Here is a 24,110-nt window from a genome sequence, read left to right as displayed (position 1 = left end):
CTAAGACTTTTGATTCACTGACTTAGAAACATTCAAGTTCTGAATAGGAGGTAATATCAACTTACCTGTGAAGGTTTGTTTGACGTGAACCTATCAAGTACCGCCTGAGGGATCATGATGACCGAGTATTTAATAAAGGCCACAAGCGTCATCACTGCCATAAAGCTTCCTAAAATAAAGTCATGAACATCAACGAGCACCAACCCGAGCAATCGATCACAAGTGACCGCAACTACCGCAATACTGAGCGCTACAATCCACTTACTGTGCTGATAAGGTAACGGCTCCATTGTTTGACTAACGAAATATAAAAGTAGTAATCGCAATATGTAAGTGCCACAGAGAACAACAATAACACCCCACACGCCATAAATGGGCGTCACGGTGACATAACCAATAGCGGCCAAGATCGCGCATCCGCCTTGAATCCACATTTGTGATTGACTTGAGTTTCCACTGAAACAGCCAAGATTCAAATAGTCACCTGCGTTCTTGATAACACTAATGGCAAGCAATGCGACAACAATCGTACCCGCATATTGATAGCTACTTGGCAAAATTAAAGCGATAAAACCTGGAACAGTTAGAATCATCAAAGCACCCAATACGATGGCAAAATTAACGCCGACTAAGGCTTTATCAGCACAATGTTTACTGCCGCCTGTTTGTTGAAGAATGGCGACACGGTTTGGGAACCACCAAAGTGCATAGGGTTGTAATAACAATCCGAGAATCAACGCAAATTTACCACTGACTGCATAAATCGCCAGCTCTTCGACTCCAACGAAACTTGCCATGACCCAACGATCTAAACCCGTGATCATGTACATTGATGCCCCCCCGACCAAAGCGGGTAACCCAAACTTCAAGATCTTAGTGGAGTATTTAAAACAACCAAATGTTCCCATCTCTTGCCATTGATAGCGGACTAAACAGATCATTAGCAGCACACTAGAGACTGCAGCCGAAATCAACACACCGTCAATACCATATCCGGCCTCAAGCAGCGCAAAAGTCATGAAGGCTTGAGCACCCGCTTTCAATACATTAAGCAAGCAGAATCGCTTCGCCATCGCGTTCATTCGCATTAGGGTAAGAGGAATAGAGATTGCCCCATCAAGCATCGTAGGAATAAGCAGTAGTAAAATTTGGTAGGGTTGAAATTCGACGGGCAACATTAAGAGTAACAACGGCATACTGAGCGCAATTAATAACCCTCCTAGTACACACACCAAAACACTTAACGTAAAACAGTTCGAGATGAGTTCCCGTTTTTCATCGCCATCAGCCACGCCCACATAACGGTACATTGCCTCAACGATACCAAAGCTAAACAATATCGTTCCAATATCGGCTAACAAAACAATCGCTTCTAGAGAACCGTATTCTGCTAGCGTCATTTTGTGAGTAATGTAAGGAATCATCACTAGTGATATTCCTTTCATCATCACAATACCAATGGCGTAATAGGCTGACTGTTTTAAAGACCCCATAGCAATCACCTGTTCCTTACCATGCGGGTGTTAGGAAACTCTTACAATCACCGATTAGGTGTCGTAACGTTCGCTTTTGAGGGGCCATAACCAAAGATCGAAAGCTATAAGCAACCGCCTGTTTGTTGTGGTGTAGACTTCGATAATAATCAGCGTAGCCTTCTAGTATTCTCGCCTTTGCGATTTTAAAGCTAGAAGAAGGCAGGTTCCAACGTTCACTGCCATTTTGGTAACGCTGAAGAATAGTCTCTATAGACTGCAAATTCCTCAATTTGAAGCTTTCAGTTTGAGTGACAGAACTCGACCTCATTAAATAACCAACCTGCACTGAATTCAGCACACCAATCTGATGATTCTCACTGAGTCGAAGCCATAACTCCCAATCTTCCCCATACTTTATATCAGCATTAAAACTGTCTGTTTGAGAGAACACATCAGCTCTAACCATCACTGTCGATGTACCAATCACGTTGTTTTCAATAATGAACTCTAGTGGCTTTTCAATATTGAAGAACAACTCATCTTTCTCTTGGAACTGTGACCAATAGCTAAAGCAGTCGATAATCACTTGGTAGTCTTCAGTGAGATGTTCGTAATTGGTAAAACTCATCGCCAACTCAGGGTTTCGTTGATGGAACTCGATCTGTCGCTCGATTTTCTCTGGATACCAGAAATCGTCAGCATCTAAAAAAGCGATGAATTCACCAGTCGCCCTTTCAATCCCTAGGTTTCTGGCTTGAGGTGCACCTACACCCAGAGTCGCTATTTTAACTATACGTTCGTCGTGTATGGATGCGAGATAAGTTGACGTTCCATCATTGCTGTTATCGTCAATAATGATTAATTCGATATCTTGATGAGTCTGTTTGAGTACGCTGCCGATTGCCTTCGGAAGATAGTCCAAACAATTATAAGTAGGAATAACAATACTAACTTTAGCCATAGTGACGCTCTCAAATTTATACGTTGTACAGCTACTTCTGCATATCCTGTGCCGAGCATTCCTCACTATTAAACTGGCTTTATATCAGCAGCCTACGTGCTTGTTCGCAAAATGACGACCAAGCGCAGTCTGCAGAAATACTCAAATTTCCAATTTGAATGCCATTTTGAGAAAACCAGTAGCAACCTAACGATAACCACAAGAAAACCATTAAAAAGCGCCGAAAAAACACCCTTTCATCTTGGTTCGTATCTTGCTTAATCCATTTTAGTGGCCAGTAAAAGGAGCATAAAAATGAAAAAAGTAGCATTTGTAGCGCCTACCTACCCTGTACTGAGCGAGACATTCATTCAGACAGAAGTCGACTCCGTGAAAGCGTGTGGGCATCAGGTATGCGTAATGGCATTCGAAGTAGAAGAAAGTGAAAAAGATTTCGACTATGACATTGTGAAAATTGGCAAGGATGTTCGGGCGGGCAAGATAACTAGCATCAACTGGGTGGGTTTTGTCAAAGCGCTTTCGTTTGTATCTAAGCAAACTAGCATGCCGAAGAAGTCACTTTTCGCTTATGGATTTAAGTTGGCGTTACAACTCGCAGAAAAAGACGTTAACCATGTCCATGCTCACTTCTGCCAACACACCACTGCCCACGCTATTGTCGCCGCTAAGCTTCTCAACATCACTTGCTCGTTTGTCGCCCATGGCCATGATGTTTACGAATTCGCTTACGATATTGAACATAAGATTACATCGAGCGATTTTGTGGTCGCGGTCTGTAAAGACATGCTCACCGACTTTAATCACATGGCAAAAGGTAATATTAAGCTCCTGCATTGCGGTGTAAATACCAAGCAATTTCAACTACACCCAAAGACTGAAACCAAGCAGCTTCGCTTTGTTTTCCTTGGAAGATTAGTTGAACAAAAAGGTATCCACTTTCTCATTGATGCCTTGGCACCCATAGCCGAGCCTCTCGACATTCATCTCGATATCGTCGGTACTGGAGATCTAGAGTCCCAGTTAAAAGCGCAAGTCGAACAACAAGGGCTAATTCGAAATGTCAGCTTTCTTGGTTCAAAGCCTCATGGGTGGGTAAAAGAGCACTTACCGAGCTACGATTGTTTAGTCGCTCCTTTCTGCTTTTCAGAAACAGGTTGTGTCGATACTGGACCGTTAGTACTAAAAGAAGCCATGGCAGTCGGGACACCCGTGATTACAACCAACATTATGGGCTGTAAGGAAATTGTCACACCTGATACCGGATTTTTAGTGAATGAAAAAAACGTCGAAGAGTTAAGAGAAAGCATTGAGCGTTTTGCGCAATTAAGTAGCGAGGACAAAACAGAAATGGGAATGATGGCAAGAACCAGAGTAGAGAAGCGATTTAACTCTCTTAAACAAGCTCAACAACTGTCTCATTGGATAGAAAACCCAGTTTAAGACTATCTAAAAACACGCAGATAGATGTGAAATGAATTAGAAACTAAAAATTAGAAGAGAAAGACACAAACCATAGCGTTACATTGATGCGCACTGTAACGCTTAATATGGTATTAGTTTGGATAAAACTAGCCCTACGCAGGGCTAGACTTGCTTCCGTGATTAAAAAACAGCTCGCCGAGCTTTCTTAACCCGCTCGCAACGCTAATATCTCAGTAAGATCGTCTGTCTCTGTATATCGATTCAGATCTTGTTCTTTAGAAGCAATCGCAACGATAGACATTCGGTCTGCAAGTTCATTACCTTCAATACCAACATGACCGTTAACATGGTGGATAGTGATTTGAGAAGCGAGCTCTTGGTACATCGCATAAGCTGGCTTGATGATATCGAGGTTTTTGATTTCACCACCCGACTTCGTCCAACCTTTTTTCTCCCAGCCCGTTGCCCACTTAGTAATACAGTCAATCGAGTATTTTGAGTCACTATAAATCGCAACAGACAAGCCAGCTTGCAGTTTCTCTTTTGCAATTATAAATGCTTGCTTCAAACCTTGTAGCTCGGCGGTATTGTTAGTACCCATTGGCTGATAAAGACCATACCACAACTCAGTTAAATCGTTGTTCAGGTACACCGCTAAGCCTGTACCGGCTTCACCTGGGTTTGGCTCACAACCGCCATCAGTAAAGATCTTGATATCAAAAGGCATATCAGTGATTTGTTGTTGAGAGAGAGGCGGAACCTTCGCTTTAGTCGCCTTACCCGCAGAGCTTGGCTTTGTAGCCGAAGAACCTGACGCAGACGACGTTTTACCACCGAAAGCAGATTCAGCCTCACCTAATGTAGGAAACGATTTGTATCTCGCACCAGCAAAGCCATCAACTTGCGATTTACACTCATTCCAAGTGGTAAAAATACCCGGTGTACGACCTTTCCAAACCACATAATATTTCTTAGCCAAACTAACTCCTTACCAGAACCTTAAAACACAAACAGTGAATCGGTACATTAGATGCCACCATGTCATACGTTGCAAGGTCAATCAGTCAAAAATAGGTCTAAAAAAGCTTCGCTCATAACTCACGATGCAATCAACTTCATCTGCAAATTCAAACGCTTTAATACACTCAGCATCGCTCAGCGATTTAATCCGATACTCTTCATAGGCAGCCAAGCTTTCAAAGGAAAACAATGCCAAAGCAATATTGCTCGCCCCTTCCGACGGCAAGAAATAACCATTGTGTTGGCCACCAAATTTAGCGACCAAAGGAATCCACATTTTAGCGTAGGTTTCGAACTCCTTTGTTTTCTTAGGATCAATCACATATCGAACATAACAAGTAATCATATCTATACAGCCCTTAAATCATGGGAGAAACATAAAACCTAAGTAGAAGCTCAAGAGAAAAGGTAATCAACTGCGACTAAGTTATAGAACAAAAACACGGCCATACTGACTCCAATCGTTAACAGCACATTGCCTGTTTTCCATATCAACAACCCAGTCACAAGAGCACCGATCAAATATGGATTCTCGAGGCTTGGCCAGAATGATTGCTCAGGAGCGAATACAATCGGTCCCCAAATAGCCGTTAATACCGCAGGGCTTGAATAACGTAGTAGACGCCTCGCTGTGCTATTTAGCCGAAGAGGAATTGTAGGTTCTAGAAACACATATCGACTGAAAAAAACAATCGCTGTCATGAGTACGATCGATAACCAAATCATGCAGACTCTCCTTCATTGGCTTGTTTCTGACCGTTGTTACGTTCAACAAATGATTCACTAATGAAGCCCGCCAACATACCTGAAATCGCAGCAATCATTAGCCCTCCTTCAACCTGATTGACCGCCATTGCCACAGAGGTCACCAATGACACCACAACACACACCACCGTTGGCAGTGTTCGAATCAAAGGAAAAACCAAAGCAATGAAAGTTGCGGCGACCGCGAAATCGAGGCCAATTTCGTTAAGTGATGGAATTTGACTACCTGCGACAATGCCGACAAAGCTGGCAATATTCCAAACGAGGTAAAATCCGCCGCCCACGCCTGCGGCATACCAACGATTAAACTCTTGTTGGGATTGCCCACTGCAAATCGCGAACAACTCATCAGTGAGCCAAAAACCAAGCAATAAACGCCAACGTGCAGGAAGGTGACTAATTTTGTCACGCATAGAGACACTATAAAGAAAGTGTCTTGACGTAATAAACAGCGTGGTTAACAACATAGTCCCTAAACCAATGCCCGCTTTAAACATACCCGCAGCCACCAGCTGAGCTGAACCCGCAAATAAAATGGCAGACATAGCCTGAGCTTGAAGCTGATTCAGTCCAGCATCTATCGCATACGAGCCCGCTAATATGCCCCACGGTATGACGGCAATACTTAACGGCATCGCTGCCATAACGCCTTTCCATAACTGCGTACGTTTATCCATTGTGTTGTTATCCATATTTTCCTAGTTCTCGTTACATTGGTTTTCCACTGTAAAAGAGCACTCACTTATTCGATTGTACAAATTTGCTTTATCGCCAAAGCACAAAGTTAAAAGCGATCAGATCAGCGCATCTTAATATACTGACCTGGGGTGTAACCGTTGGCTTTCTTAAAATGTCGATGAAAATGGCTTTGATCGTGAAAGCCACACTCTTGAGCAGTGTCCGAGATCGAATGCCCTTGCTTTAGCAACTTACGCGAAAGCCTGAGTCGAGATTGAATTTGATATGCATGTGGCGGAAGACCAAATTCTTTTTGAAAGGAGCGCACCAAGTGAAATGGGCTTAAAGCCGCAAGCTTCGACAATTCTTCTAATGACACATCCGCTTGTGGAAAATCGTCTAAAAACTCTTTCACTAGAATAAGTTGCCGTTGAGTTTTTCCATCTAATTGAGGTTTAAGGCTCGATTTACCATGTCGGCTAATCAGTTTAACCAACATCCCGTACATTAAGGTTTCTCTTAGCAGGCGATTATCTGATTCATCAATCGTGTTGAAAACTAATCTGAGTTGATTGGCGAGTTCAGGATCTTCAACCACCGCTCTAGGGAAGTAAGGAGCCCCGTAATTCGGCAGATTGAGTTCCTGCGTGATTTTGGCAAGTTGTTCTGGCAGTGGATACATTGCACGATACGCCCAACCACCTTCAGTGGCGGAGTGACCGCTATGAACTTCGTCGGCATTGACCAAAATAATCGCATCTTGAGGCGCGACATGATGCCCTCCCGTTCGATAGAAGCGCTGAGCACCCTGCTCAATCACACCGAGAGTGTAACCTTCATGGCTGTGACGTGAGAAGTTCTGCTTTTCATATTCTGCATTGAGGATTTCAAGGCCACCGAGTTCTTCTGTGATCTTGTATTCGGCTTTCTCTTTAGAACGCTTTTTGTTATCCATAACCATCCCCAAGCCTTTTAATTATCGAGCGACTTATCAGTCTACTCTATAGGCTCTCGCAACTTTTGTACAAAATTGCGCATTTGGTAGTTAATACCGTTTTCGTCGTTGGCTTAATAACGCTTTCTAACTGGGAGGAAAGTCTTGGTCTATAACTAGTTGGCGAGAAATTGACAAATTAGTGTGGCAATCATGGCAATACTCTCTTCTAATCATCGGCAACAGACCTGATACACCATGAAAAATACGCTAATCCTTTTCTTTTTCCTGAGCCTAACTGGCTGCACACACAATCAATCCAAAGCTTTAAGTATGAACTCCTCGTCAGTCAATACGTATCCTCAATCGATGTCGAACCTGCAACTGTGCGACACCTTGTATTACGGGCGCTCAAGCAACCAAACACTCGCAGCGATTGGCAGTGAGTTTAATCGCCGAGGGCTGTCAAAAAGTTGGTGTGATATAGAAACCAACAAGCTCTACTTAACAAAGACAATTGATTGGGTTGCTGACCAAGTAGAAGACAAAGAAGATTCAGACGAAGAAGCGTCTGCTGTTGTGTTGCCTGCGAATTAACGCCGTTTACTAAAAACGGCTTTGTGATGAAGATTGGGGGCGATATACCACTCAAACCTTCGCCAGTTTAATACGGCGCCACAATCTTCCATCGATGGTCGACAAGCCAATAGCGATCAACAACATGCCAACAAAATGAATAACTTCTAACGACTCATTGAGGAACAGAGAACCAAGCAAGATGGCGGAAACAGGCACTAACAAGGTAACGAGTAAAACATTGGTCGCCCCTGCCAGTTCTAGAATTTTAAAGTACAGAACATAAGCGACCGCTGTCGATAAAACTGCAAGCCCAGCGATAGCCGCCCATGTATCTCCACTCATTGCTACAACATCAAGTGGGCCATCCACCATTAACGCAACAGGGGTTAAAACAATCGTTGATGCTGTTACTTGCCCTGCCGCTGTGATAATCGGATTGATCTTCATAGCTTTGAATCGACGACCGTACACTCCTGCAAAAGCGTATGACAAAGCAGCCGCGATGATTGCCAACTGAGCAATAAAACTGCCACCTCCGCTCAGAGCAGGCAACCCTATCATCACAACCACACCAACAAAACCAATGCCGACACCCACGAGTTTTAGCGGTGTTACACGCTCATCAGGTAATAGTATTCCTGCCACCACAACCGCGAAGATCGGTGTCGCTGCGTTAAGGATCGACGCTAGCCCAGACGCAATTTGAGTTTGCCCCCATACGATAAGCGCGAACGGGACGACATTATTGAGTAAACCCATACCTAAAAAAGCCCCCCAAACACGCAACTCTTTAGGCGGGCGAAGACCTATCATCAAAGCAATAATCCACAAAGTGATGGCAGCAATTCCCACTCTAAGCGCGACTATGGTTAACGGAGGAAGATCAGTAACCACAACACCAACGAAGAAGAACGAACCTCCCCATAGCATGGAAAGAACAATCAGCATTGCCCACACACGGGCATTCATTGAGATATTAATAGTCGATGTCATGGTTCAGTTCACTCTTGAATAATTGGTATATGATCAATCTTAGCGGCCCACAGAAATACAAAACATCCGATTTTTGCGTTATATCTTTATTGTTCAATCCAAGAGCGATTGAACCTCAAGTGCTTATAATAAAATTAGTCAGCAAGAAACGGATGGAACCATCGCCGAACATGCGGTTAGATAATGATAGACCAGTAATTAAGTAGAGATTAAGCCATGCCAATGCCACCAGAACTCGAAATGAGAAAAGCGATAGCCGTCAGAGACAAGTCTTTCGACGGGCAATTTTTCTATGGTGTTATCACTACGGGTGTTTATTGCTTGCCATCGTGTTCTGCGAGGCCTGCAAAACCTGAGAACTTGAGGTTCTTTGAAAGCATTGAAATGGCGATGTTGGCAGGCTTCAGGCCATGCAAACGCTGCCACCCTTTTCCGGGAAACTCTCGAGTAGAAAAATTGGTAGAAGTTGCACGCCACATTGAAGCGCACGCTGATGAGAAACTCACACTTTCTAGCTTAGGTGAAATTGCGGAATTATCTCCCTCACGATTACAAAGGCTGTTCAAGGAAGCATTCGGAGTGTCACCTAAAGCGTATCAAGATGCCGTTCGAATGCGTCACTTTAAGAGCTCTCTAAAACAAGGAGACGGCGTAACCGATGCCATCTACGCCTCTGGTTTTGGCTCAATCAGTCGTGTGTATGGAGAAGCAACTCGCAACATCGGTATGGCACCAAAAGCCTATCGAGCAGGAGGCGCTGGCGAAACGATCAATTATGCATGCCGCCAAACCTCACTCGGTTTCATGATGATGGCCGCGACCGATAAAGGCGTCTGTTTCGTGCAATTTGGTGACAATGAACAAGCACTATTAGAGCAATTGAGTAGCGAGTTCCCAAAAGCCGAACTGACAATTTCTGCGTCACTAGATACGCCCGAGTTGGATTTCTGGATAGAAGCACTCGATCAGCACATCAGTCAAGGCGCCCCAAGACCTGATTTGCCACTGGATATTCGAGGAACTGCATTTCAGATTAAGGTATGGCAGTTTTTATTGAGCATCAAAGAAGGCGATATTGTGAGCTATAGTGAAGTAGCCGATGAGATCGACAAACCAAAAGCCGTTCGAGCGGTAGCATCAGCTTGTGGTAAAAACCGAATTGGCGTGCTGATACCTTGCCATCGCGTTCTGAGAAGTAATGGGGAGCTAGGTGGATACCGTTGGGGATTGGAACGTAAACGCGCGTTATTAGATAAAGAGCGATTAGTACAAGACAAATAAGCGCTAGAGTAGCTAATCAATAGACTTAAAGACGTTATTTAAAACTACAATTAGAAAGCTTGAGATAGCAAAAAGCCGCTCATTAAGAGCGGCTTTTTATATGGGTGGAAGCCCCAGCCACATCCCGGCACACACGTCGCCTGCTGCGGCTGCTCCCTTCCAGGCCTGACCGAGTTCACAAGTTAGTGTTGCGGGAGGACCAGAGCCTCCATAGATTCTTTTTCTAAGAGGCTTGCCTCAAAGAGTGATTGGATTATTAAGCATCGCAGCAACCATTGCAAGCTCTTCGACCCTATTTTTGAACAATTGCTGTCTAAGTGCTTATCCTTTATTCAAACCACTAGAAAATCGCAGGTAAATTCACCATTTACCTGCGTTCTAAGGGCTTGAGTTTCTGTGGTGCTAGATATCGATGTCTTCGTTATCTTCGGTGCGAAGGATGTAATCTGTCATCCATGCCGTGCCTAACAGGCACAACCAAACCACAAATACCGGGCTTGGAACCTCAATGCTTGGGGTAATCACCAGAGCAGCAAAACCGACCGTTGGTAATGTCCAACACAATAGCTTATTCCATCGGAAGGTTTTCAAACGCGTCAGTGTTTCCATCGATGCCATAATGCCTGTAACACACAAAGCAACCAAAGCTGCATAAGGTAAGTCGGCTATCCACAATGGAAGAATCAAACCTAATGACCACCAGCTGTGTCGGCTGGCTGGTTTAAGGTGATTCGCTGCCCACCAAATCACAATGATCGACAAAGTCTGTAGTGTAGTAATCCAGGGGGCGCCATCAAGCTTACCTGCTGACTGCGTTACCATAATCCCGACTTGCAAAGTTGCTACAATCAAGCCAGAAATAATTACGACGGATAAACTACTGCGTTTTGAAAAGACCACCATAAGCAGTGGGAATAATACCCACGCACTGACAGACAGCGTGATGGGTTGTAAAGGCAGGGTTAAACCATAGACAGTCATGGATGCGAGCAAAGCTAACCCTGCGATGCCTCCCTGCGGTAAGATCCATAAAGCAGGAATAACCATTGCAAGTACTGGGATATCTCCCTCACTTAAACTGATTGCTCTCGCGCAAACAACCGCTAATAATGTGGTTATCAAGAACTGAAACGTTGAAAATACCATAGCCCTCTCCTTCTACCGATCCGTGGTATTAATGAACTAGGAACTTTTAGTATGGACCAATTTTTGCCTCAAATCTTTGCTGTGATTCACCAAATTCCATATGGGAAAGTAACAACTTATGGAGACATAGCACGTTTTTCAGGTTTTCCGGGCTATGCACGACATGTAGGTAGAGCATTAGGCAACTTGCCTGAAGGAAGTAAACTACCTTGGTATAGGGTGATTAACAGCAAAGGTGAGATCTCTTTGAAGGGTGATTCGTTTGATCGCCAAAAGAAGCATCTGGTCGAAGAAGGGGTTGAAGTGAGTGACGCAGGAAAGGTAAAACTCAGAATATACAAATGGCAGCCCTAGAGCTGCCATCAATTACATAACTAGTTAATAAGTTAATCAGCTAATCAGCTAATCAGCTAATCAAGATGCCTTGATATGGCATACATTCCTAGTTAACGAACACCAACCAAGCGCAAGTCTGCTTGTTGCGTGTTTTCTACATCAGTAATTACAGACTTAATTGTGTCTGTTGTGAAACGTAACTTACCGTCGACATGAATCGTTGCGCGCATGTTGTAACGGTGGTTAGCTTGAATTTTGTTGTTGTCGTAGCTCAATTCGAATGCGAAAGGTACTTGCTTACCATCAGCTGTGAATTCTTGAGTCGCAATCACCGTTGATGGTGCGTCAGCAAGTGAAATATCTTCTAGCGTTACGGTAATAATTGCATTCTCTGGCAATGCAATTCGTTCACGATAACTTACTGTACCTGAAATCACTTGGGTATTCTCTGCAACGGCTTCTTGAGAAGCATTCGTTTCTGATGTTGCTTGGCAACCAACCAATAGGCCAAACGATAATAAAGACGTAATAAAAATTAGAGTCTTTTTCATATTCAATTTCTCTCAACATGTTTGTCGGAATCGACAAATCTACGGCCTAATTATAAGAGAGCTTTCATATTCTGTCTCGAAACCCTATGATTTATTGACAGATATTTGACTAAGCTAAATGATTAGCACACTAATCTGACACCCATTTTACGAAGAGGAATGCTGGCGATGAGTCAACCTTTACAAGAATTACTCAGTTTACTTCAGTTAGAAAAGCTGGAAGAAGGTTTATTCCGAGGACAAAGTGAGAACCTAGGTCTTCCCCAGGTTTATGGCGGTCAGGTATTGGGACAAGCGCTTTCTGCGGCTCGCTATACCGTTCAAGACGACCGCAGTGTTCACTCGTTCCATAGTTACTTTCTGTACCCTGGTGATCCTGAAAAGCCAATTATTTACGATGTTGAAAACCTAAGAGATGGACGCAGCTTTAGCACACGTCGTGTTAAAGCAATTCAAAATGGCCGCCCTATTTTCTATCTCACAGCTTCTTATCATGGCGATGCTCCAGGTTTTGAACACCAAATTGCAATGCCTGATATTCCAGGGCCAGAGAACTTTGCATCAGAAACCGAGTTAGCGAGCCATATCGCTGAATTCTTACCAGAGAAGCTACGCAAAACCTTCTGTGGAGAAAAACCGATTGAGATGCGCCCTGTTACGGTCGTTAATCCACTAAACCCTAAAAAAGCCGAAGCGAAACAATACCTGTGGGTAAGAGCAAATGGTGCGTTGCCAGACAACCAGCTTATTCACCAATATTTGTTGGCATACGCGTCTGATTGGGGTTTCTTGGTGACAGCGCTTCACCCTCATGAAGTATCGATCATGACGCCAAACTTCCAAGTTGCGACGATTGACCACTCTATTTGGTTCCACCGTCCATTCAAAATGGATGAATGGCTGCTATATGCAATTGAAAGCCCGACCGCGGCCAACACTCGCGGCTTAGTACGTGGTGAGATTTACAACCAAAAAGGTGAGCTAGTAGCGACAGCCGTTCAAGAAGGTGTGATGCGCTTTACCAAGTAACGAGCAAACACTTTTTTATAACTGTGAGCATTTTTTAAAAGCGACGTACATTTTTAGAAACGGCGAACAAGCACGTTCAAACCCAAAAAGTAAAGTCTATTCAACCTCTAACGTCGGCTCGAATTCACTTTGTACTCGCATTTTAATGCCATCTCCAGCGTCTCGCAGTAGATTAAATGGTGATAGCACCACCCCTTTCACCGCACCTTCTGCAGCTCCCTGAGCTAACTCTCTACTCTTATCGGCTAGCAAATTAGCTTGCACCAACATATCAGGCACTTCAGCTCTAAGCATTTCGGATTCAGTGACAATCACTGGAATGGTTTGCTCTCGATAAGATTTACTTTCCGCGAGCATTGGCGGCATTACATCGACACGGTATCGTTTTAATTCCGTCAGTGTTGGGGGAATAACATCGGTTCTTACTTGCTCTACTTCGGTTCGAACACTCTTAACTTCATCTAAGATAGCGGGGATTTTGCTATCAACCGATGAAACGGTTTGATTAACTTCATCGATGGTTTTACGGACATCTTCTACAGTATCCAACACCTGAGGAGCCAATTCATTAACATGCTCAGCAAACGCCAAAAGCTCTTCCACTTTTAGTCCCTTGGTAAGACCCGATAAGTCTTCAATAACTTGCGGATAAGTATCGACGATCTCCCCGACTTTATTGGTAAATGAATAGATGGTGTAGCCCAAGAAAAAAATGGCGACCGCTAATACCAACTGGATAGCGGTAGATACTTTTGCAAACATGAATAATCCTTTTCTTTATCGCAAAGGCGATGTCTAAACTGAAACGAGAGGTAGCATAAGATTAGGTTGAGCTTAAAGCGGCAATGCTGTCGTGTACTTCAGTGGTTCCATCGCAAAAGTCGACGTCACATTAGATATACCATCAATGCTATTCACTAAGCGTTTGTAAAAGTCGTCAAAGCACTTCATGTCTTTCACCTGAACCTTCATCATATAATCATACTCGCCCGCCATACGATAGAACTCCATCACTTCTGGAAATTCAGACACAGTATTCACAAAACGACCATACCACTCATGAGAATGATCACTGGTTTTAATCAATACGAACGCGGTAAAGGAAAGATCGAGCTTTTCAGGGTTCAACAACGCAACTCTTTTCTCAATAACTCCATTCTCTTCAAGTCGTTTAAGTCTTTTCCAACAAGGCGTGGTCGTCAGGTTGACCGCTTCAGATATGTCATTCAACGACAGCGTGCTGTCTTCTTGTAACAACCTTAATATCTTTTTATCTACGGCATCTATCACACTTTCACCAAATCAGTTTTAAAGAGAATAATTTTCTACAATTTAAGCAAAACAAAGGAAATATGGCAAAGTTTTTCTCCTTGGATATCGCTAAATTATAACCATACCAATTACAAAGAATTCCTACTTAGTCTCAGGAGAACGCCTATGTGTACTGACCATCAATGGATTAACAACGCGATTCGTAAAATTGAAGCCGATTACCAACGCTCAGCGGATACGCACCTGATCAAGCTCGATCTACCTAGCGTAGAAGGCATTGATATTTATCTTAAAGATGAAAGTACACACCCAACAGGCTCTTTGAAGCATCGTTTAGCGCGTTCCCTTTTCCTCTATGCGATTTGTAATGGTTGGGTTGGCCCAGAAACCACGATCATTGAATCTTCATCAGGCAGTACAGCGGTGTCTGAAGCGTACTTTGCTCGCTTGCTTGGCCTTCCGTTTATTGCGGTAATGCCAAAATGCACAGCGAAAAAGAAAATTGAACAGATTGAATTCTACGGCGGTCAAGCGCACCTTGTTGAGCGCTCTGACGAAATCTACGCAGAGTCTCGTCGTTTAGCTGAAGAGTTGAATGGGCATTATATGGATCAATTTACTTACGCTGAGCGCGCAACCGACTGGCGTGGTAACAACAACATTGCCAACTCAATTTTCAATCAAATGCAGATGGAAGATCACCCAGTTCCAGCGTGGGTGGTAATGAGCCCAGGCACCGGTGGTACATCAGCAACCATTGGTCGTTTCATTCGCTACCAACAGCATGAAACTAAACTTTGTGTTGTCGACCCTGAGAATTCTGTATTCCATGAATTTTTCAAGACAGGCAACGCGGATGTCAAAGGCAACACATTCAGCAAAATTGAAGGTATCGGGCGCCCACGAGCAGAGCCTAGCTTTATCTCGGGCGTGATTGATGAGATGCGTACAATTCCAGACGCAGCAAGTATCGCTACTACGCATTGGCTGTCTGATATTCTTGGCCGAAAAGTTGGTGCATCAACCGGTACCAATATGTACGGTGTACTTCAACTAGCCAGTGAAATGAAAGCACGCGGAGAGAAAGGCTCTATCGTGACTTTGCTATGTGACAGTGGTGAGCGTTACCTAGACACTTACTTCAATGACGAGTGGGTAAATCTGAATATCGGTGACCTACAACCTTACGCGGCGAAGTTAGAGGCTTTCTCGCAAACGGGTGAGTTAGCTTAAGCTCGACACTAGCATTCAAAGCTAAGATTAGCGTACAAAATTAAAAAGAGCCCTGATGGGCTCTTTTGCTATATGCGGTTTGTTCTAAGTGCTGCTTGATCTATAAATCGTTGCTGCTAAATCGACAAATTATTCTGGCTTCTGCTTCGCTTCAAACGCCGCTAGTTGCTCAGGTGTCGCTTTTGGTTGATGGTTTTGTTTCCACTCATCGTAAGTCATGCCGTATACGCGCTCACGAGCGTCATCGATATCCAAGTCTAGGCCTTGTTGCTCAGCTTCGGCTTTGTACCACTTGCTGAAACAGTTACGGCAGAAGCCCGCCAAGATCATCAGGTCGATATTTTGCACATCTTTGTTGCTATCTAAATGTGCTAACAGGCGACGAAAGGTTGCTGCGTCTAGTTTATCTTGTTCTTCTTGAGAAAGATCTTTGTATTTAAATTCAGCCACTTTACTTTCCTTTTATATTTATTTTCTTGTATTCATTCGTTGAGCTGTACTCGTTATACAAAAAAAGCCTGCCATTCGCTAGGAGCAAACGCAGGCTTTTCAATATTGTTACACTATTCCATGTTCATTAGCCGTGAGAGCTTCTTCCCACGTTATCGTGGCTCAGCTCTTTATTTAGAACCGCTTCCACATGACCTGGAGAACGTGTTGAGCCAGAAATCAGTCGATACATTGCAGGGATTACGAACAGAGTAACCAAAGTTGCAAAGCCCATACCAAAGAAGATAACCGTACCCACAGCCACTCGGCTTTCGTAACCTGCGCCCGTTGAAGTAATCAATGGGATTGCACCGGCTAGTGTGGTGAACGCCGTCATCAAGATTGGGCGTAAACGTCGCGCTGAAGCATCAATGATCGCCTTTTCAAACTCAATGCCACGGTCACGAAGTTGGTTAGCAAACTCGACGATCAAGATACCGTTTTTGGTCACCATACCGATCAACATGATCATACCAATCTGGCTATATACGTTGAGACCTTGACTCATCAACACCAAACCTAAGAAACCACCAAAGATACCCATAGGTACGGTGAACATCACCACCAGTGGGTTAATGAAGCTTTCAAACTGCGCAGCCAATACCAAGTACGCGACCAACATCGCTAGCGCAAACACCACTAGGATACTCGATTGGTTCTCTTTGAAGTCTTTTGACTCGCCAGAGTAGCTCACTGAGATATCACCCGGTAGCTGCTCAATCGCTTGCTCGTCAAGGAAATCCAGTGCATCACCCAGCGTGTAACCTTCCATTAGGTTCGCTTTGATGGTCACCGACTTCTGCTTGTTGTAGTGCGACAAACGAATCGAGGATGCTACTTCTTCAATGTGCGTCAATGTATCTAGTGTTACTAGCTCACCAGACCGAGTTCGCATGTAGATTTGGCTTAAGTCATTAGCGTTGTTAAAGCTGTTTTCATCACCACGAAGGTAAACATCGTACTCTTCACCACGATCAACGAACGTAGTTTCGCTGCGCCCGCCAAGCATGATTTCTAACGTATCTGAAATATCCGAAACGCTAACGCCTAACTCGGCTGCACGTTGCTTATCTACGGTTACCAATAACTCTGGTGTTTTCTCCGAGTAATCGATGTCCGCACCTTCCATCATTGGTGAATCTTCAGCCGCTTGTTTTAACAGTTCGCCCCATTTCTGAAGCTCAGAGTAATCAGAGCCACCCAGTACGAATTGAACAGGCTCACTTGAACCACCTTTGAAGCCCGGCATGAACGGGAATACACGTACATCAGGAATACCATTTAAAGATTTACGAACTTCGTTCAACGCTTCCTGAGCGGTCTCATCACGTTCATCCCAATCTTCCAAGATCATGATCACGAAGCCCGTTTGGTCGCCCGCATTACCACCAAACGCTGGTGATTGAATACTGAATGACTTCAAGAAGCCTTGACCAAGCAGCGGCATTAGGCGCTCTTCAACGATGTCCATGTTGGCAGACATGCGGTTATAACTGGTTGCATCGGCGCCACGAACAAACGCAAATATAACGCCGCGGTCTTCTTGTGGAGTCAGTTGCGACGGCACTTGTTGCATTAAACCGTAGCTACCGCCCATACACGCGAGAATAATAACAGGAGCAGCCCAACGCCAATTCAAAGCACGACGCAGTACCGCTTTATAGCCAAGTTCTAACTTGCCAAACACACGTTCGATAAATAGGTTGAAACGATTCGGTTTAACATTCGCTTTCAGGATTTTACTGCCTAACACTGGTGTTAGCGTCAGTGCCACCACCGACGAGAAGATCACCGACATCGCCAACAGTACCGAGAACTCCGTAAATAAGAGACCGACCATGCCATCCATAAACGAGATTGGTAGGAATACCATCACCAGTACAAGCGTTGTTGCGATTACCGCGAATCCTACTTCACGCGTCCCTTTATAAGCCGCAAGCAATGGCGATTCACCACGTTCAATGTGATGGAAAATATTCTCAACCACCACGATGGCGTCATCGACCACCAAACCAATAGACAGGATCAGTGCCATCAAGGTGATTAGGTTAATAGAGAAACCAAAGTAGTAAGCCGCAATAAACGACGAAATCAGAGATACTGGAACGGTTACCGCTGGAATCAGCGTTGCACGCGCTTGACCTATGAAGACGTAAAGCACGAGGATAACTAAACCACCCGTAATAAAGAGTGTGCTGTAAACCTCTGAGATCGAACGATCGATAAAGACAGTTGAGTCATAGTCGACCGCCAGTCGAGTCCCGTCAGGCAGGAACTTCTGAATCGCCTCAACTTCTTTATGGACTAAGTCAGCAACCTCAAGTGGGTTCGCATCTGACTGAGGCACAATACCCATACTAACGTTAACAACGCCGTCACTCTTAAAGGTCGAGTTCTCGTTTTCTGCGCCAATATACACATCCGCTACGTCTTTCAAGTAGATTGGCGTGTTATCAGAAGCTCGTTTTACCACTAAGTATTCGAAATCTTCCGCTTCAGTGTAAGAACGAGCGGTACGAACCGACATCACAATCGCATCGTTACGTACTTCACCACCCGGGCTTTCAATGTTCTCATTATTTAGCGCTGTAGTAATATCAGAAGCAGTAACGCCACGACCCGCCATTAGGGCTGGTTTCAGCTTCACATACATTACTTTGTATAAGCCACCCGAGATATCCACCGAGCTCACACCAGAAATCAAACTAAAGCGGTCAATCAACACACGTTCGGTGTAGTCGGTTAACTGCGTTCGGTCCATCTCAGTCGAGCTTAAGTTAATGTAGACCGAGGCTTCGCCACTACCATTGTTCTTATAAACAATGGGGTCGTCGGCTTCATCAGGCAATGATCGCTGAGCACGAGCGACCGCATCACGCACATCACTCACACCCGTATTGAGGTCGTAACCAAGCTCAAAGGTAATAGTGATACGCGACATGCCGTTACGCGTTGTGGATTCGATCTCATCGATGCCACTGATGCCGGATAATTGGTCTTCAAGATTGGAGGTTATTTGGCTTTCAATGATGGTGGCGGATGCACCTTCATAGCGAGTACTGATCGACACCACTGGGCTTTCGATGTCTGGCATCTCACGAACCGCGAGCTTATTGAAAGAGACGATACCAAACACAACCAAAAGCAGGCTCAATACGACAGCCGCTACTGGTCTCTTTACAGAAACATCAGATAACAACATTAGTTAGCGCCCTCTTGTGCTTTTTTATCACTTGCTGCATCAGTTGGGCGATTAACGGCAAGCTCTTGAACCAAGACTCCGTCACGCATGTTCACGATACCTTGCACCACGATCTTCTGACCAATTTCGATGCCTTTATCAATCACGACTTCGTTATCGATACGCGCACCCAAGAACACTTCTGTTCGAGTTGCCTTGTTATCCTCGCCAATCACATAAACAAAACGCTTCGTACCTGAGTACTCCAACGCTTGAACAGGGATAATCGGTGCTTCGACTGGTGGGAAGTCCATATCCGCGGCCACTAACATGCCCGGCTTCAAGTAATCATTGTTGTTATCAAAGTGGATTCGAACTCGTAAATTCAAGGTTTCAGCGTTAATACGAGAATCAATGCCTACCACTGTGCCAGTAAACTGAGTCTCGCCCCATGCACTGGTGCGAGCCGTCACTGTCATGCCTTTAGACAGCTTAGAAAGGTAGCGCTCCGGAATTTGAAGGTCTAACTGCATCACAGACAAATCATCTAAGGTCACGAGTTCAGTGCCTGCTGTCACCATTTTACCGCGGCTAAAGTCGATAAAACCGACAGTGCCAGAGAAAGGTGCACTAATGTGTAGATCTTTAAGGTTAGCATTTGCGGCAGCCAATCGAGCATTGGCAATTTCAACATTGGTTTTCTGCGCGTCAATTTCAGTTTGCGTAATCGCATTCCGTTTAACTAATCGTTGGAACTCCGCTAGCTTACGTTTTTCGTCTTTTAGGTACGCTTGAGCCTCTGCAACCGCGGCCTTGGCTTTGTCATCATCTAATTGAACCAACATCTGCCCTTTAGTGACGTCTTGGTTGGCTTTGATGTTGATAGAGTCAACTCTACCAGCCACTTCAGAAGTAATGATCACAGATTGTTCGGCTTCTAACTTACCGACCAAAGAAAGAGACTGGCTAACTTGGTGAATATCAACCTGCTCAGTAACAACAGTAACAGTACTTGGGCCCATGCGTTTTGCGAGTGCGGCTGGAGACGCCATAAGAATCGACAAGCTAAGCAGGGTTAAAACAGATTTATGCTTCATAATAATGGTCTGCAAGTAAGATTTATTATCTATAAATGAAATTAACCGTATTCTATCAACTGATGAATGCTGTAACGTCAAGAAGTGTAAATCTAGGTTAAATTCCATTTACGTTTCTTCGCCAATAACACAAACCAAACACAATACAGAAAGTCAGTTACCTCAAGGTGTTACCTGTCACTACGTAAACCTGAGCCTAGGTGTTCACTTCACGAGCAATATGCATACTTTTCGCCATCTTTGCCCAAAAAGGCAGCATTTAACACAAAACCATAAGAAAAACTCTTTACAGGTTTAACGTGTTTGCTATGATGCGCTCCGCACTTGAGAGATGCGTTGGGAAAAACATCTCTTTAGCCTATCCATTATGAGATAGGGAAAAACACCCTGGAGGGGTTCCCGAGTGGCCAAAGGGAGCAGACTGTAAATCTGCCGGCTCCGCCTTCGATGGTTCGAATCCGTCTCCCTCCACCATATTCTTCTTACCTCTTTTAAGAGTTAAGAGAACAACCTGATTGATGGGCTTATGGGAAAACATCAATTTAGGCTTACTTTGTGAAAAGTAAGACACACCCTGGAGGGGTTCCCGAGTGGCCAAAGGGAGCAGACTGTAAATCTGCCGGCACTGCCTTCGATGGTTCGAATCCGTCTCCCTCCACCATATTCTTCTTACCTCTTTATAAGAGTTAAGAGAACAACCTGATTGATGGGCTTATGGGAAAACATCAATTTAGGCTTACTTTGTGAAAAGTAAGACACACCCTGGAGGGGTTCCCGAGTGGCCAAAGGGAGCAGACTGTAAATCTGCCGGCACTGCCTTCGATGGTTCGAATCCGTCTCCCTCCACCATATTCTTCTTACCTCTTTTAAGAGTTAAGAGAACAACCTGATTGATGGGCTTATGGGAAAACATCAATTTAGGCTTACTTTGTGAAGAGTAAGACACACCCTGGAGGGGTTCCCGAGTGGCCAAAGGGAGCAGACTGTAAATCTGCCGGCACTGCCTTCGATGGTTCGAATCCGTCTCCCTCCACCATATTCTTCTTACCTCTTTATAAGAGTTAAGAGAACAACCGGATTGATGGGCTTATGGGAAAACATCAATTTAGGCTTACTTTGTGAAGAGTAAGACACACCCTGGAGGGGTTCCCGAGTGGCCAAAGGGAGCAGACTGTAAATCTGCCGGCACTGCCTTCGATGGTTCGAATCCGTCTCCCTCCACCATATTCTTCTTACCTCTTTTAAGAGTTAAGAGAACAACCTAATTGATGGGCTTATGGGAAAACATCAATTTAGGCTTACTTTGTGAAGAGTAAGACACACCCTGGAGGGGTTCCCGAGTGGCCAAAGGGAGCAGACTGTAAATCTGCCGGCACTGCCTTCGATGGTTCGAATCCGTCTCCCTCCACCATATTCTTCTTACCTCTTTCGAGAGTTAAGAGAACAACCTGATTGATGGGATTATGGGAAAACATCAATTTAGGCTTACTTTGTGAAGAGTAAGACACACCCTGGAGGGGTTCCCGAGTGGCCAAAGGGAGCAGACTGTAAATCTGCCGGCACTGCCTTCGATGGTTCGAATCCGTCTCCCTCCACCATATTCTCCTTAATTGGAAAATCGAAAAGCCAACTCATTGAGTTGGCTTTTTTCGTTTCTGTGTATAATATTTCCCTGTACCCGTTACCTTTCTCGTTCAACGATCTTGATAACCTATCATCCAAGTTGAGAAACATCTCTCAACAACTGAATAAAAGTCAAATATGCAGCTACAAACTCTAGGAAAAGGACGCTTCGAAACTGAGTGGACTGAAGACAAGCAACTAATCGAACAAACCATTCGTGATTGTATTTGTACGAGCAGAATATTTGAGGAAAATGAGAAGCTATTAACTCAAGGAGAGCATGTAGATAACCTTTACCTTGTTGATTCCGGTAGAGTTTCTATGGGAATGACAGCTCGAAACGGTAGAACATTTTTGTTAGGTACTCTTGAGTGTGAGCAACAAGTCTTCGGAGAAATGGAATTCTTTACAGGATACCGATGCCAAATGGATATTATGCCAATCGAGCCCGTCAACGTATCTATCATTGATGCTCAAAAGCTAAAAAAGTACTTGTTAGAACAACCTAGGCTTTCTCTCTATTTCGCTAGCGCTATCGCTATCGCTATTGACTATCAAGACACGGTCGAGATCCTAACAAGGCGTCTTCTATACCCGATTACTTATAATGTTGCCTACGATATTTATCATCAATATTTGAATGACTTACCCGTCGATGGCTTTCAAAAGAACTATCTTGAAGCGGAACGCTTCGCTACTACTGATAGAGTCTACCGCCGTGCAGTGAAAGAACTTGAACACAAAGGCTTTATTGCAAAAGAAAAGAAAGGCTTAAGGATTCTTGATCTAGAAGGGCTTAGAAAGTTTACGGAGCAGTAAAGGCCTGCATAAATGCAGACCTTTTCCGGGTCGGCTTAAAACCGATGACGATTTACGCTATTTGAGTTTGATCTGATTGGTTTGCTTTGTACTTTATAGATGCCATAAGCATCACTAACACAACTGCATAGATAACAGGGATAGCGTACATAACCGTTTGGAGACCAACAATACTTTCCATCATAGAGCTAATCGCTGGGCTAAACATTGCACCAGCACTACCGCTGACCAATATATAAGAAACATTCTTACTTGATGCATTGCGAACAAATGAGACACCATAAGCAATGAAAGCATTGTAAAGTGCGGCACATGCAAACCCGTAGCCGTAAGTCAGGTAAGAGAGCCATTCTAGTTGATTTGTAGTAACGATGACGCTCGTTATCACCATAGCAAGCGTAATAATCGTCAATAAGAAATATTGAATCTTCATACGCGATACAATCACAGTCGAAACCAAGGCACCAACCAACGCAGCTGACCAATACTGAGTAATAATATTACCCGCTTGTTCAAATGGAATATCGAATTTCTCTTTCACAAACATTGGTGCCCAAGTTAAGAAAGTATAAAGCGCAAGCATTCCTAAGAACAATCCGATACCACCGCTGATAATACCAAAGTTCCACTCAGACTTTGATTCAGTTTGTGTTTCGCTTTCATCACCACATTGATTGAAGTTAGTCAGCAAGGCGATAAACATTGTGGCCAACGCAACCACGCCAACACTCAAGTAACTAATGCTCCAACTCATAGCATTAGTAAGTGCGTAAGTAGTGATCATAGGGAACACAACACCAGCAATGTTAAACGTCGCGTCTTGTACCACTAACATTGTGCTCTGAATTTTGTCTTTCCATAGTGAAACGACAATAGTACCAGCGATACACAGACCGACACCGCCACAAAAGCCAATGATAGTCATACATAACATCACGATCGATAACGAAGGTGAGATATAAAGGCCTAATGAAGACAGTGCGATAATGCCATAGCACAGCACCGTCATGCGCTTAATCCCGACTTTTTCAATTAGGAAAAAAGCAGCAATAGTTCCGGCGAGTGCTCCACCATTTAATAAAGAAAATATTGATGCGACTTCATTTACATTCGCGTTAAATGTATTGGCTATTGGTTCGACCAACATACCAAATTGTGTCGCAAAACCCGCCATAACGAAGTTGGCGAGGAAACTGATAGCAGTGAGTGTCATTTTATTTTTCATT

Annotated in this window: 23 protein-coding genes, 7 tRNA genes and 1 other RNA gene; 14 read left to right on the top strand and 17 right to left on the bottom strand. The window is 44.1% G+C overall.

The genetic code is table 11. The features are described from left to right. Positions 1-56 precede the first annotated feature (56 nt). Together DUN60_RS03220 and DUN60_RS03215 are read right to left on the bottom strand one after the other, a co-directional pair. Positions 57-1,493 carry a lipopolysaccharide biosynthesis protein gene (locus DUN60_RS03220; RefSeq protein WP_114633151.1) on the bottom strand — a complete coding sequence of 479 codons (1,437 nt, stop codon included), beginning with the start codon at positions 1,491-1,493 and terminating at the stop codon, positions 57-59. A 16-nt stretch (positions 1,494-1,509) separates the two neighbouring features. Then, positions 1,510-2,436, bottom strand: coding sequence for a glycosyltransferase family 2 protein (locus DUN60_RS03215; protein ID WP_065205633.1), 927 nt, complete (start codon positions 2,434-2,436; stop codon positions 1,510-1,512). 294 nt (positions 2,437-2,730) lie between these two features. On the opposite strand from DUN60_RS03215, the gene DUN60_RS03210 reads away from it, so the two are divergent. Next, on the top strand, positions 2,731-3,876 hold the full coding sequence (locus tag DUN60_RS03210; RefSeq protein ID WP_114633150.1) for a glycosyltransferase: 1,146 nt from the start codon (positions 2,731-2,733) through the stop codon (positions 3,874-3,876). A 187-nt stretch (positions 3,877-4,063) separates the two neighbouring features. Here DUN60_RS03210 and DUN60_RS03205 read toward each other — a convergent pair whose 3' ends face one another. The 5 genes from DUN60_RS03205 to DUN60_RS03185 form a co-directional block, all read right to left on the bottom strand. After that, positions 4,064-4,837 carry a ribonuclease H family protein gene (locus tag DUN60_RS03205; protein WP_017073550.1) on the bottom strand — a complete coding sequence of 258 codons (774 nt, stop codon included), beginning with the start codon at positions 4,835-4,837 and terminating at the stop codon, positions 4,064-4,066. 81 nt (positions 4,838-4,918) lie between these two features. Next, the gene (locus DUN60_RS03200; RefSeq protein WP_114633149.1) at positions 4,919-5,224 is read right to left on the bottom strand and encodes an NIPSNAP family protein; all 306 of its coding nucleotides are present in this window, start codon (positions 5,222-5,224) and stop codon (positions 4,919-4,921) included. A gap of 50 nt (positions 5,225-5,274) precedes the next feature. Beyond that, the gene (locus DUN60_RS03195) at positions 5,275-5,604 is read right to left on the bottom strand and encodes an AzlD domain-containing protein (protein WP_016785726.1); all 330 of its coding nucleotides are present in this window, start codon (positions 5,602-5,604) and stop codon (positions 5,275-5,277) included. After that, positions 5,601-6,335, bottom strand: coding sequence for an AzlC family ABC transporter permease (locus DUN60_RS03190; protein WP_016768487.1), 735 nt, complete (start codon positions 6,333-6,335; stop codon positions 5,601-5,603). Before DUN60_RS03190 ends, DUN60_RS03195 begins: the two co-directional genes overlap by 4 nt. Before the next feature lie 107 nt (positions 6,336-6,442). Beyond that, a complete protein-coding gene (locus DUN60_RS03185) occupies positions 6,443-7,276 on the bottom strand; it encodes an AraC family transcriptional regulator (protein WP_029189447.1) in 834 nt (277 codons plus the stop codon). A 237-nt stretch (positions 7,277-7,513) separates the two neighbouring features. On the opposite strand from DUN60_RS03185, the gene DUN60_RS03180 reads away from it, so the two are divergent. After that, on the top strand, positions 7,514-7,852 hold the full coding sequence (locus DUN60_RS03180) for a hypothetical protein (RefSeq protein ID WP_081008974.1): 339 nt from the start codon (positions 7,514-7,516) through the stop codon (positions 7,850-7,852). A 51-nt stretch (positions 7,853-7,903) separates the two neighbouring features. On the opposite strand, the gene DUN60_RS03175 is transcribed toward DUN60_RS03180, so the two are convergent. Next, positions 7,904-8,827: a DMT family transporter gene (locus DUN60_RS03175; RefSeq protein ID WP_114633148.1), complete on the bottom strand. Its 924-nt coding sequence runs from the start codon at positions 8,825-8,827 to the stop codon at positions 7,904-7,906. 216 nt (positions 8,828-9,043) lie between these two features. Between DUN60_RS03175 and DUN60_RS03170 the strand changes: the two genes are divergently transcribed. Next, positions 9,044-10,108 carry a bifunctional transcriptional activator/DNA repair enzyme AdaA gene (locus DUN60_RS03170; RefSeq protein WP_114633147.1) on the top strand — a complete coding sequence of 355 codons (1,065 nt, stop codon included), beginning with the start codon at positions 9,044-9,046 and terminating at the stop codon, positions 10,106-10,108. 108 nt (positions 10,109-10,216) lie between these two features. Here the strand turns inward: DUN60_RS03170 and ffs are convergent. Next, positions 10,217-10,313: signal recognition particle sRNA small type (gene ffs, locus DUN60_RS03165), an RNA gene on the bottom strand. Positions 10,314-10,510: 197 nt separating this feature from the next. Next, on the bottom strand, positions 10,511-11,254 hold the full coding sequence (locus DUN60_RS03160) for a VP0952 family biofilm-associated protein (protein ID WP_114633146.1): 744 nt from the start codon (positions 11,252-11,254) through the stop codon (positions 10,511-10,513). A 51-nt stretch (positions 11,255-11,305) separates the two neighbouring features. On the opposite strand from DUN60_RS03160, the gene DUN60_RS03155 reads away from it, so the two are divergent. Continuing rightward, positions 11,306-11,608 carry an MGMT family protein gene (locus DUN60_RS03155; protein ID WP_017073557.1) on the top strand — a complete coding sequence of 101 codons (303 nt, stop codon included), beginning with the start codon at positions 11,306-11,308 and terminating at the stop codon, positions 11,606-11,608. Between the two features lie 92 nt (positions 11,609-11,700). Here the strand turns inward: DUN60_RS03155 and DUN60_RS03150 are convergent, their stop codons facing one another. Next, on the bottom strand, positions 11,701-12,141 hold the full coding sequence (locus DUN60_RS03150; protein ID WP_054546780.1) for a YbaY family lipoprotein: 441 nt from the start codon (positions 12,139-12,141) through the stop codon (positions 11,701-11,703). 168 nt (positions 12,142-12,309) lie between these two features. Between DUN60_RS03150 and tesB the strand changes: the two genes are divergently transcribed. After that, a complete protein-coding gene (tesB, locus tag DUN60_RS03145) occupies positions 12,310-13,170 on the top strand; it encodes an acyl-CoA thioesterase II (RefSeq protein ID WP_029224851.1) in 861 nt (286 codons plus the stop codon). Positions 13,171-13,266: 96 nt separating this feature from the next. Here tesB and DUN60_RS03140 read toward each other — a convergent pair whose 3' ends face one another. Together DUN60_RS03140 and DUN60_RS03135 are read right to left on the bottom strand one after the other, a co-directional pair. After that, positions 13,267-13,932 carry a hypothetical protein gene (locus DUN60_RS03140; protein ID WP_114633145.1) on the bottom strand — a complete coding sequence of 222 codons (666 nt, stop codon included), beginning with the start codon at positions 13,930-13,932 and terminating at the stop codon, positions 13,267-13,269. Between the two features lie 72 nt (positions 13,933-14,004). Further along, the gene (locus DUN60_RS03135; protein WP_017073561.1) at positions 14,005-14,460 is read right to left on the bottom strand and encodes an Lrp/AsnC family transcriptional regulator; all 456 of its coding nucleotides are present in this window, start codon (positions 14,458-14,460) and stop codon (positions 14,005-14,007) included. A 147-nt stretch (positions 14,461-14,607) separates the two neighbouring features. Between DUN60_RS03135 and DUN60_RS03130 the strand changes: the two genes are divergently transcribed. Continuing rightward, positions 14,608-15,675 carry a PLP-dependent cysteine synthase family protein gene (locus tag DUN60_RS03130; protein WP_017073562.1) on the top strand — a complete coding sequence of 356 codons (1,068 nt, stop codon included), beginning with the start codon at positions 14,608-14,610 and terminating at the stop codon, positions 15,673-15,675. A gap of 129 nt (positions 15,676-15,804) precedes the next feature. Here DUN60_RS03130 and DUN60_RS03125 read toward each other — a convergent pair whose 3' ends face one another. The 3 genes from DUN60_RS03125 to DUN60_RS03115 all read right to left on the bottom strand — a co-directional run bounded on the left by DUN60_RS03125 (position 15,805) and on the right by DUN60_RS03115 (position 20,442). Next, on the bottom strand, positions 15,805-16,125 hold the full coding sequence (locus DUN60_RS03125) for a DUF1244 domain-containing protein (RefSeq protein ID WP_010439576.1): 321 nt from the start codon (positions 16,123-16,125) through the stop codon (positions 15,805-15,807). 127 nt (positions 16,126-16,252) lie between these two features. Next, positions 16,253-19,366, bottom strand: a complete 3,114-nt coding sequence (gene vexH, locus DUN60_RS03120) for a vibriobactin export RND transporter permease subunit VexH (RefSeq protein WP_114633144.1) — start codon at positions 19,364-19,366, stop codon at positions 16,253-16,255. Then, positions 19,366-20,442, bottom strand: coding sequence for an efflux RND transporter periplasmic adaptor subunit (locus DUN60_RS03115; RefSeq protein WP_146457141.1), 1,077 nt, complete (start codon positions 20,440-20,442; stop codon positions 19,366-19,368). Before DUN60_RS03115 ends, vexH begins: the two co-directional genes overlap by 1 nt. 389 nt (positions 20,443-20,831) lie before the next feature. On the opposite strand from DUN60_RS03115, the gene DUN60_RS03110 reads away from it, so the two are divergent. The 8 genes from DUN60_RS03110 (at position 20,832) to DUN60_RS03075 (ending at position 22,884) form a co-directional block, all read left to right on the top strand. Continuing rightward, positions 20,832-20,916, top strand: a tRNA-Tyr gene (locus DUN60_RS03110). Between the two features lie 102 nt (positions 20,917-21,018). After that, positions 21,019-21,103, top strand: a tRNA-Tyr gene (locus tag DUN60_RS03105). A 103-nt stretch (positions 21,104-21,206) separates the two neighbouring features. Then, a tRNA-Tyr gene (locus DUN60_RS03100) sits at positions 21,207-21,291 on the top strand. Between the two features lie 102 nt (positions 21,292-21,393). Then, a tRNA-Tyr gene (locus DUN60_RS03095) sits at positions 21,394-21,478 on the top strand. A gap of 103 nt (positions 21,479-21,581) precedes the next feature. Next, positions 21,582-21,666 (top strand) — tRNA-Tyr (locus DUN60_RS03090). Positions 21,667-21,768: 102 nt separating this feature from the next. Further along, a tRNA-Tyr gene (locus DUN60_RS03085) sits at positions 21,769-21,853 on the top strand. A 102-nt stretch (positions 21,854-21,955) separates the two neighbouring features. Next, positions 21,956-22,040 (top strand) — tRNA-Tyr (locus DUN60_RS03080). 163 nt (positions 22,041-22,203) lie between these two features. Beyond that, on the top strand, positions 22,204-22,884 hold the full coding sequence (locus DUN60_RS03075) for a Crp/Fnr family transcriptional regulator (RefSeq protein ID WP_114633142.1): 681 nt from the start codon (positions 22,204-22,206) through the stop codon (positions 22,882-22,884). Between the two features lie 52 nt (positions 22,885-22,936). Here the strand turns inward: DUN60_RS03075 and tsgA are convergent, their stop codons facing one another. Continuing rightward, positions 22,937-24,109, bottom strand: coding sequence for an MFS transporter TsgA (tsgA, locus tag DUN60_RS03070; RefSeq protein WP_114633141.1), 1,173 nt, complete (start codon positions 24,107-24,109; stop codon positions 22,937-22,939). Position 24,110: the final 1 nt, after the last annotated feature.

The organism is Vibrio splendidus, assembly GCF_003345295.1.
In the GTDB taxonomy this organism is placed as follows: Bacteria; Pseudomonadota; Gammaproteobacteria; order Enterobacterales; family Vibrionaceae; genus Vibrio; species Vibrio splendidus_K.
Note: the sequence above shows the minus strand (reverse complement) of the source record. Positions and strands in the feature narration are given on the sequence as shown.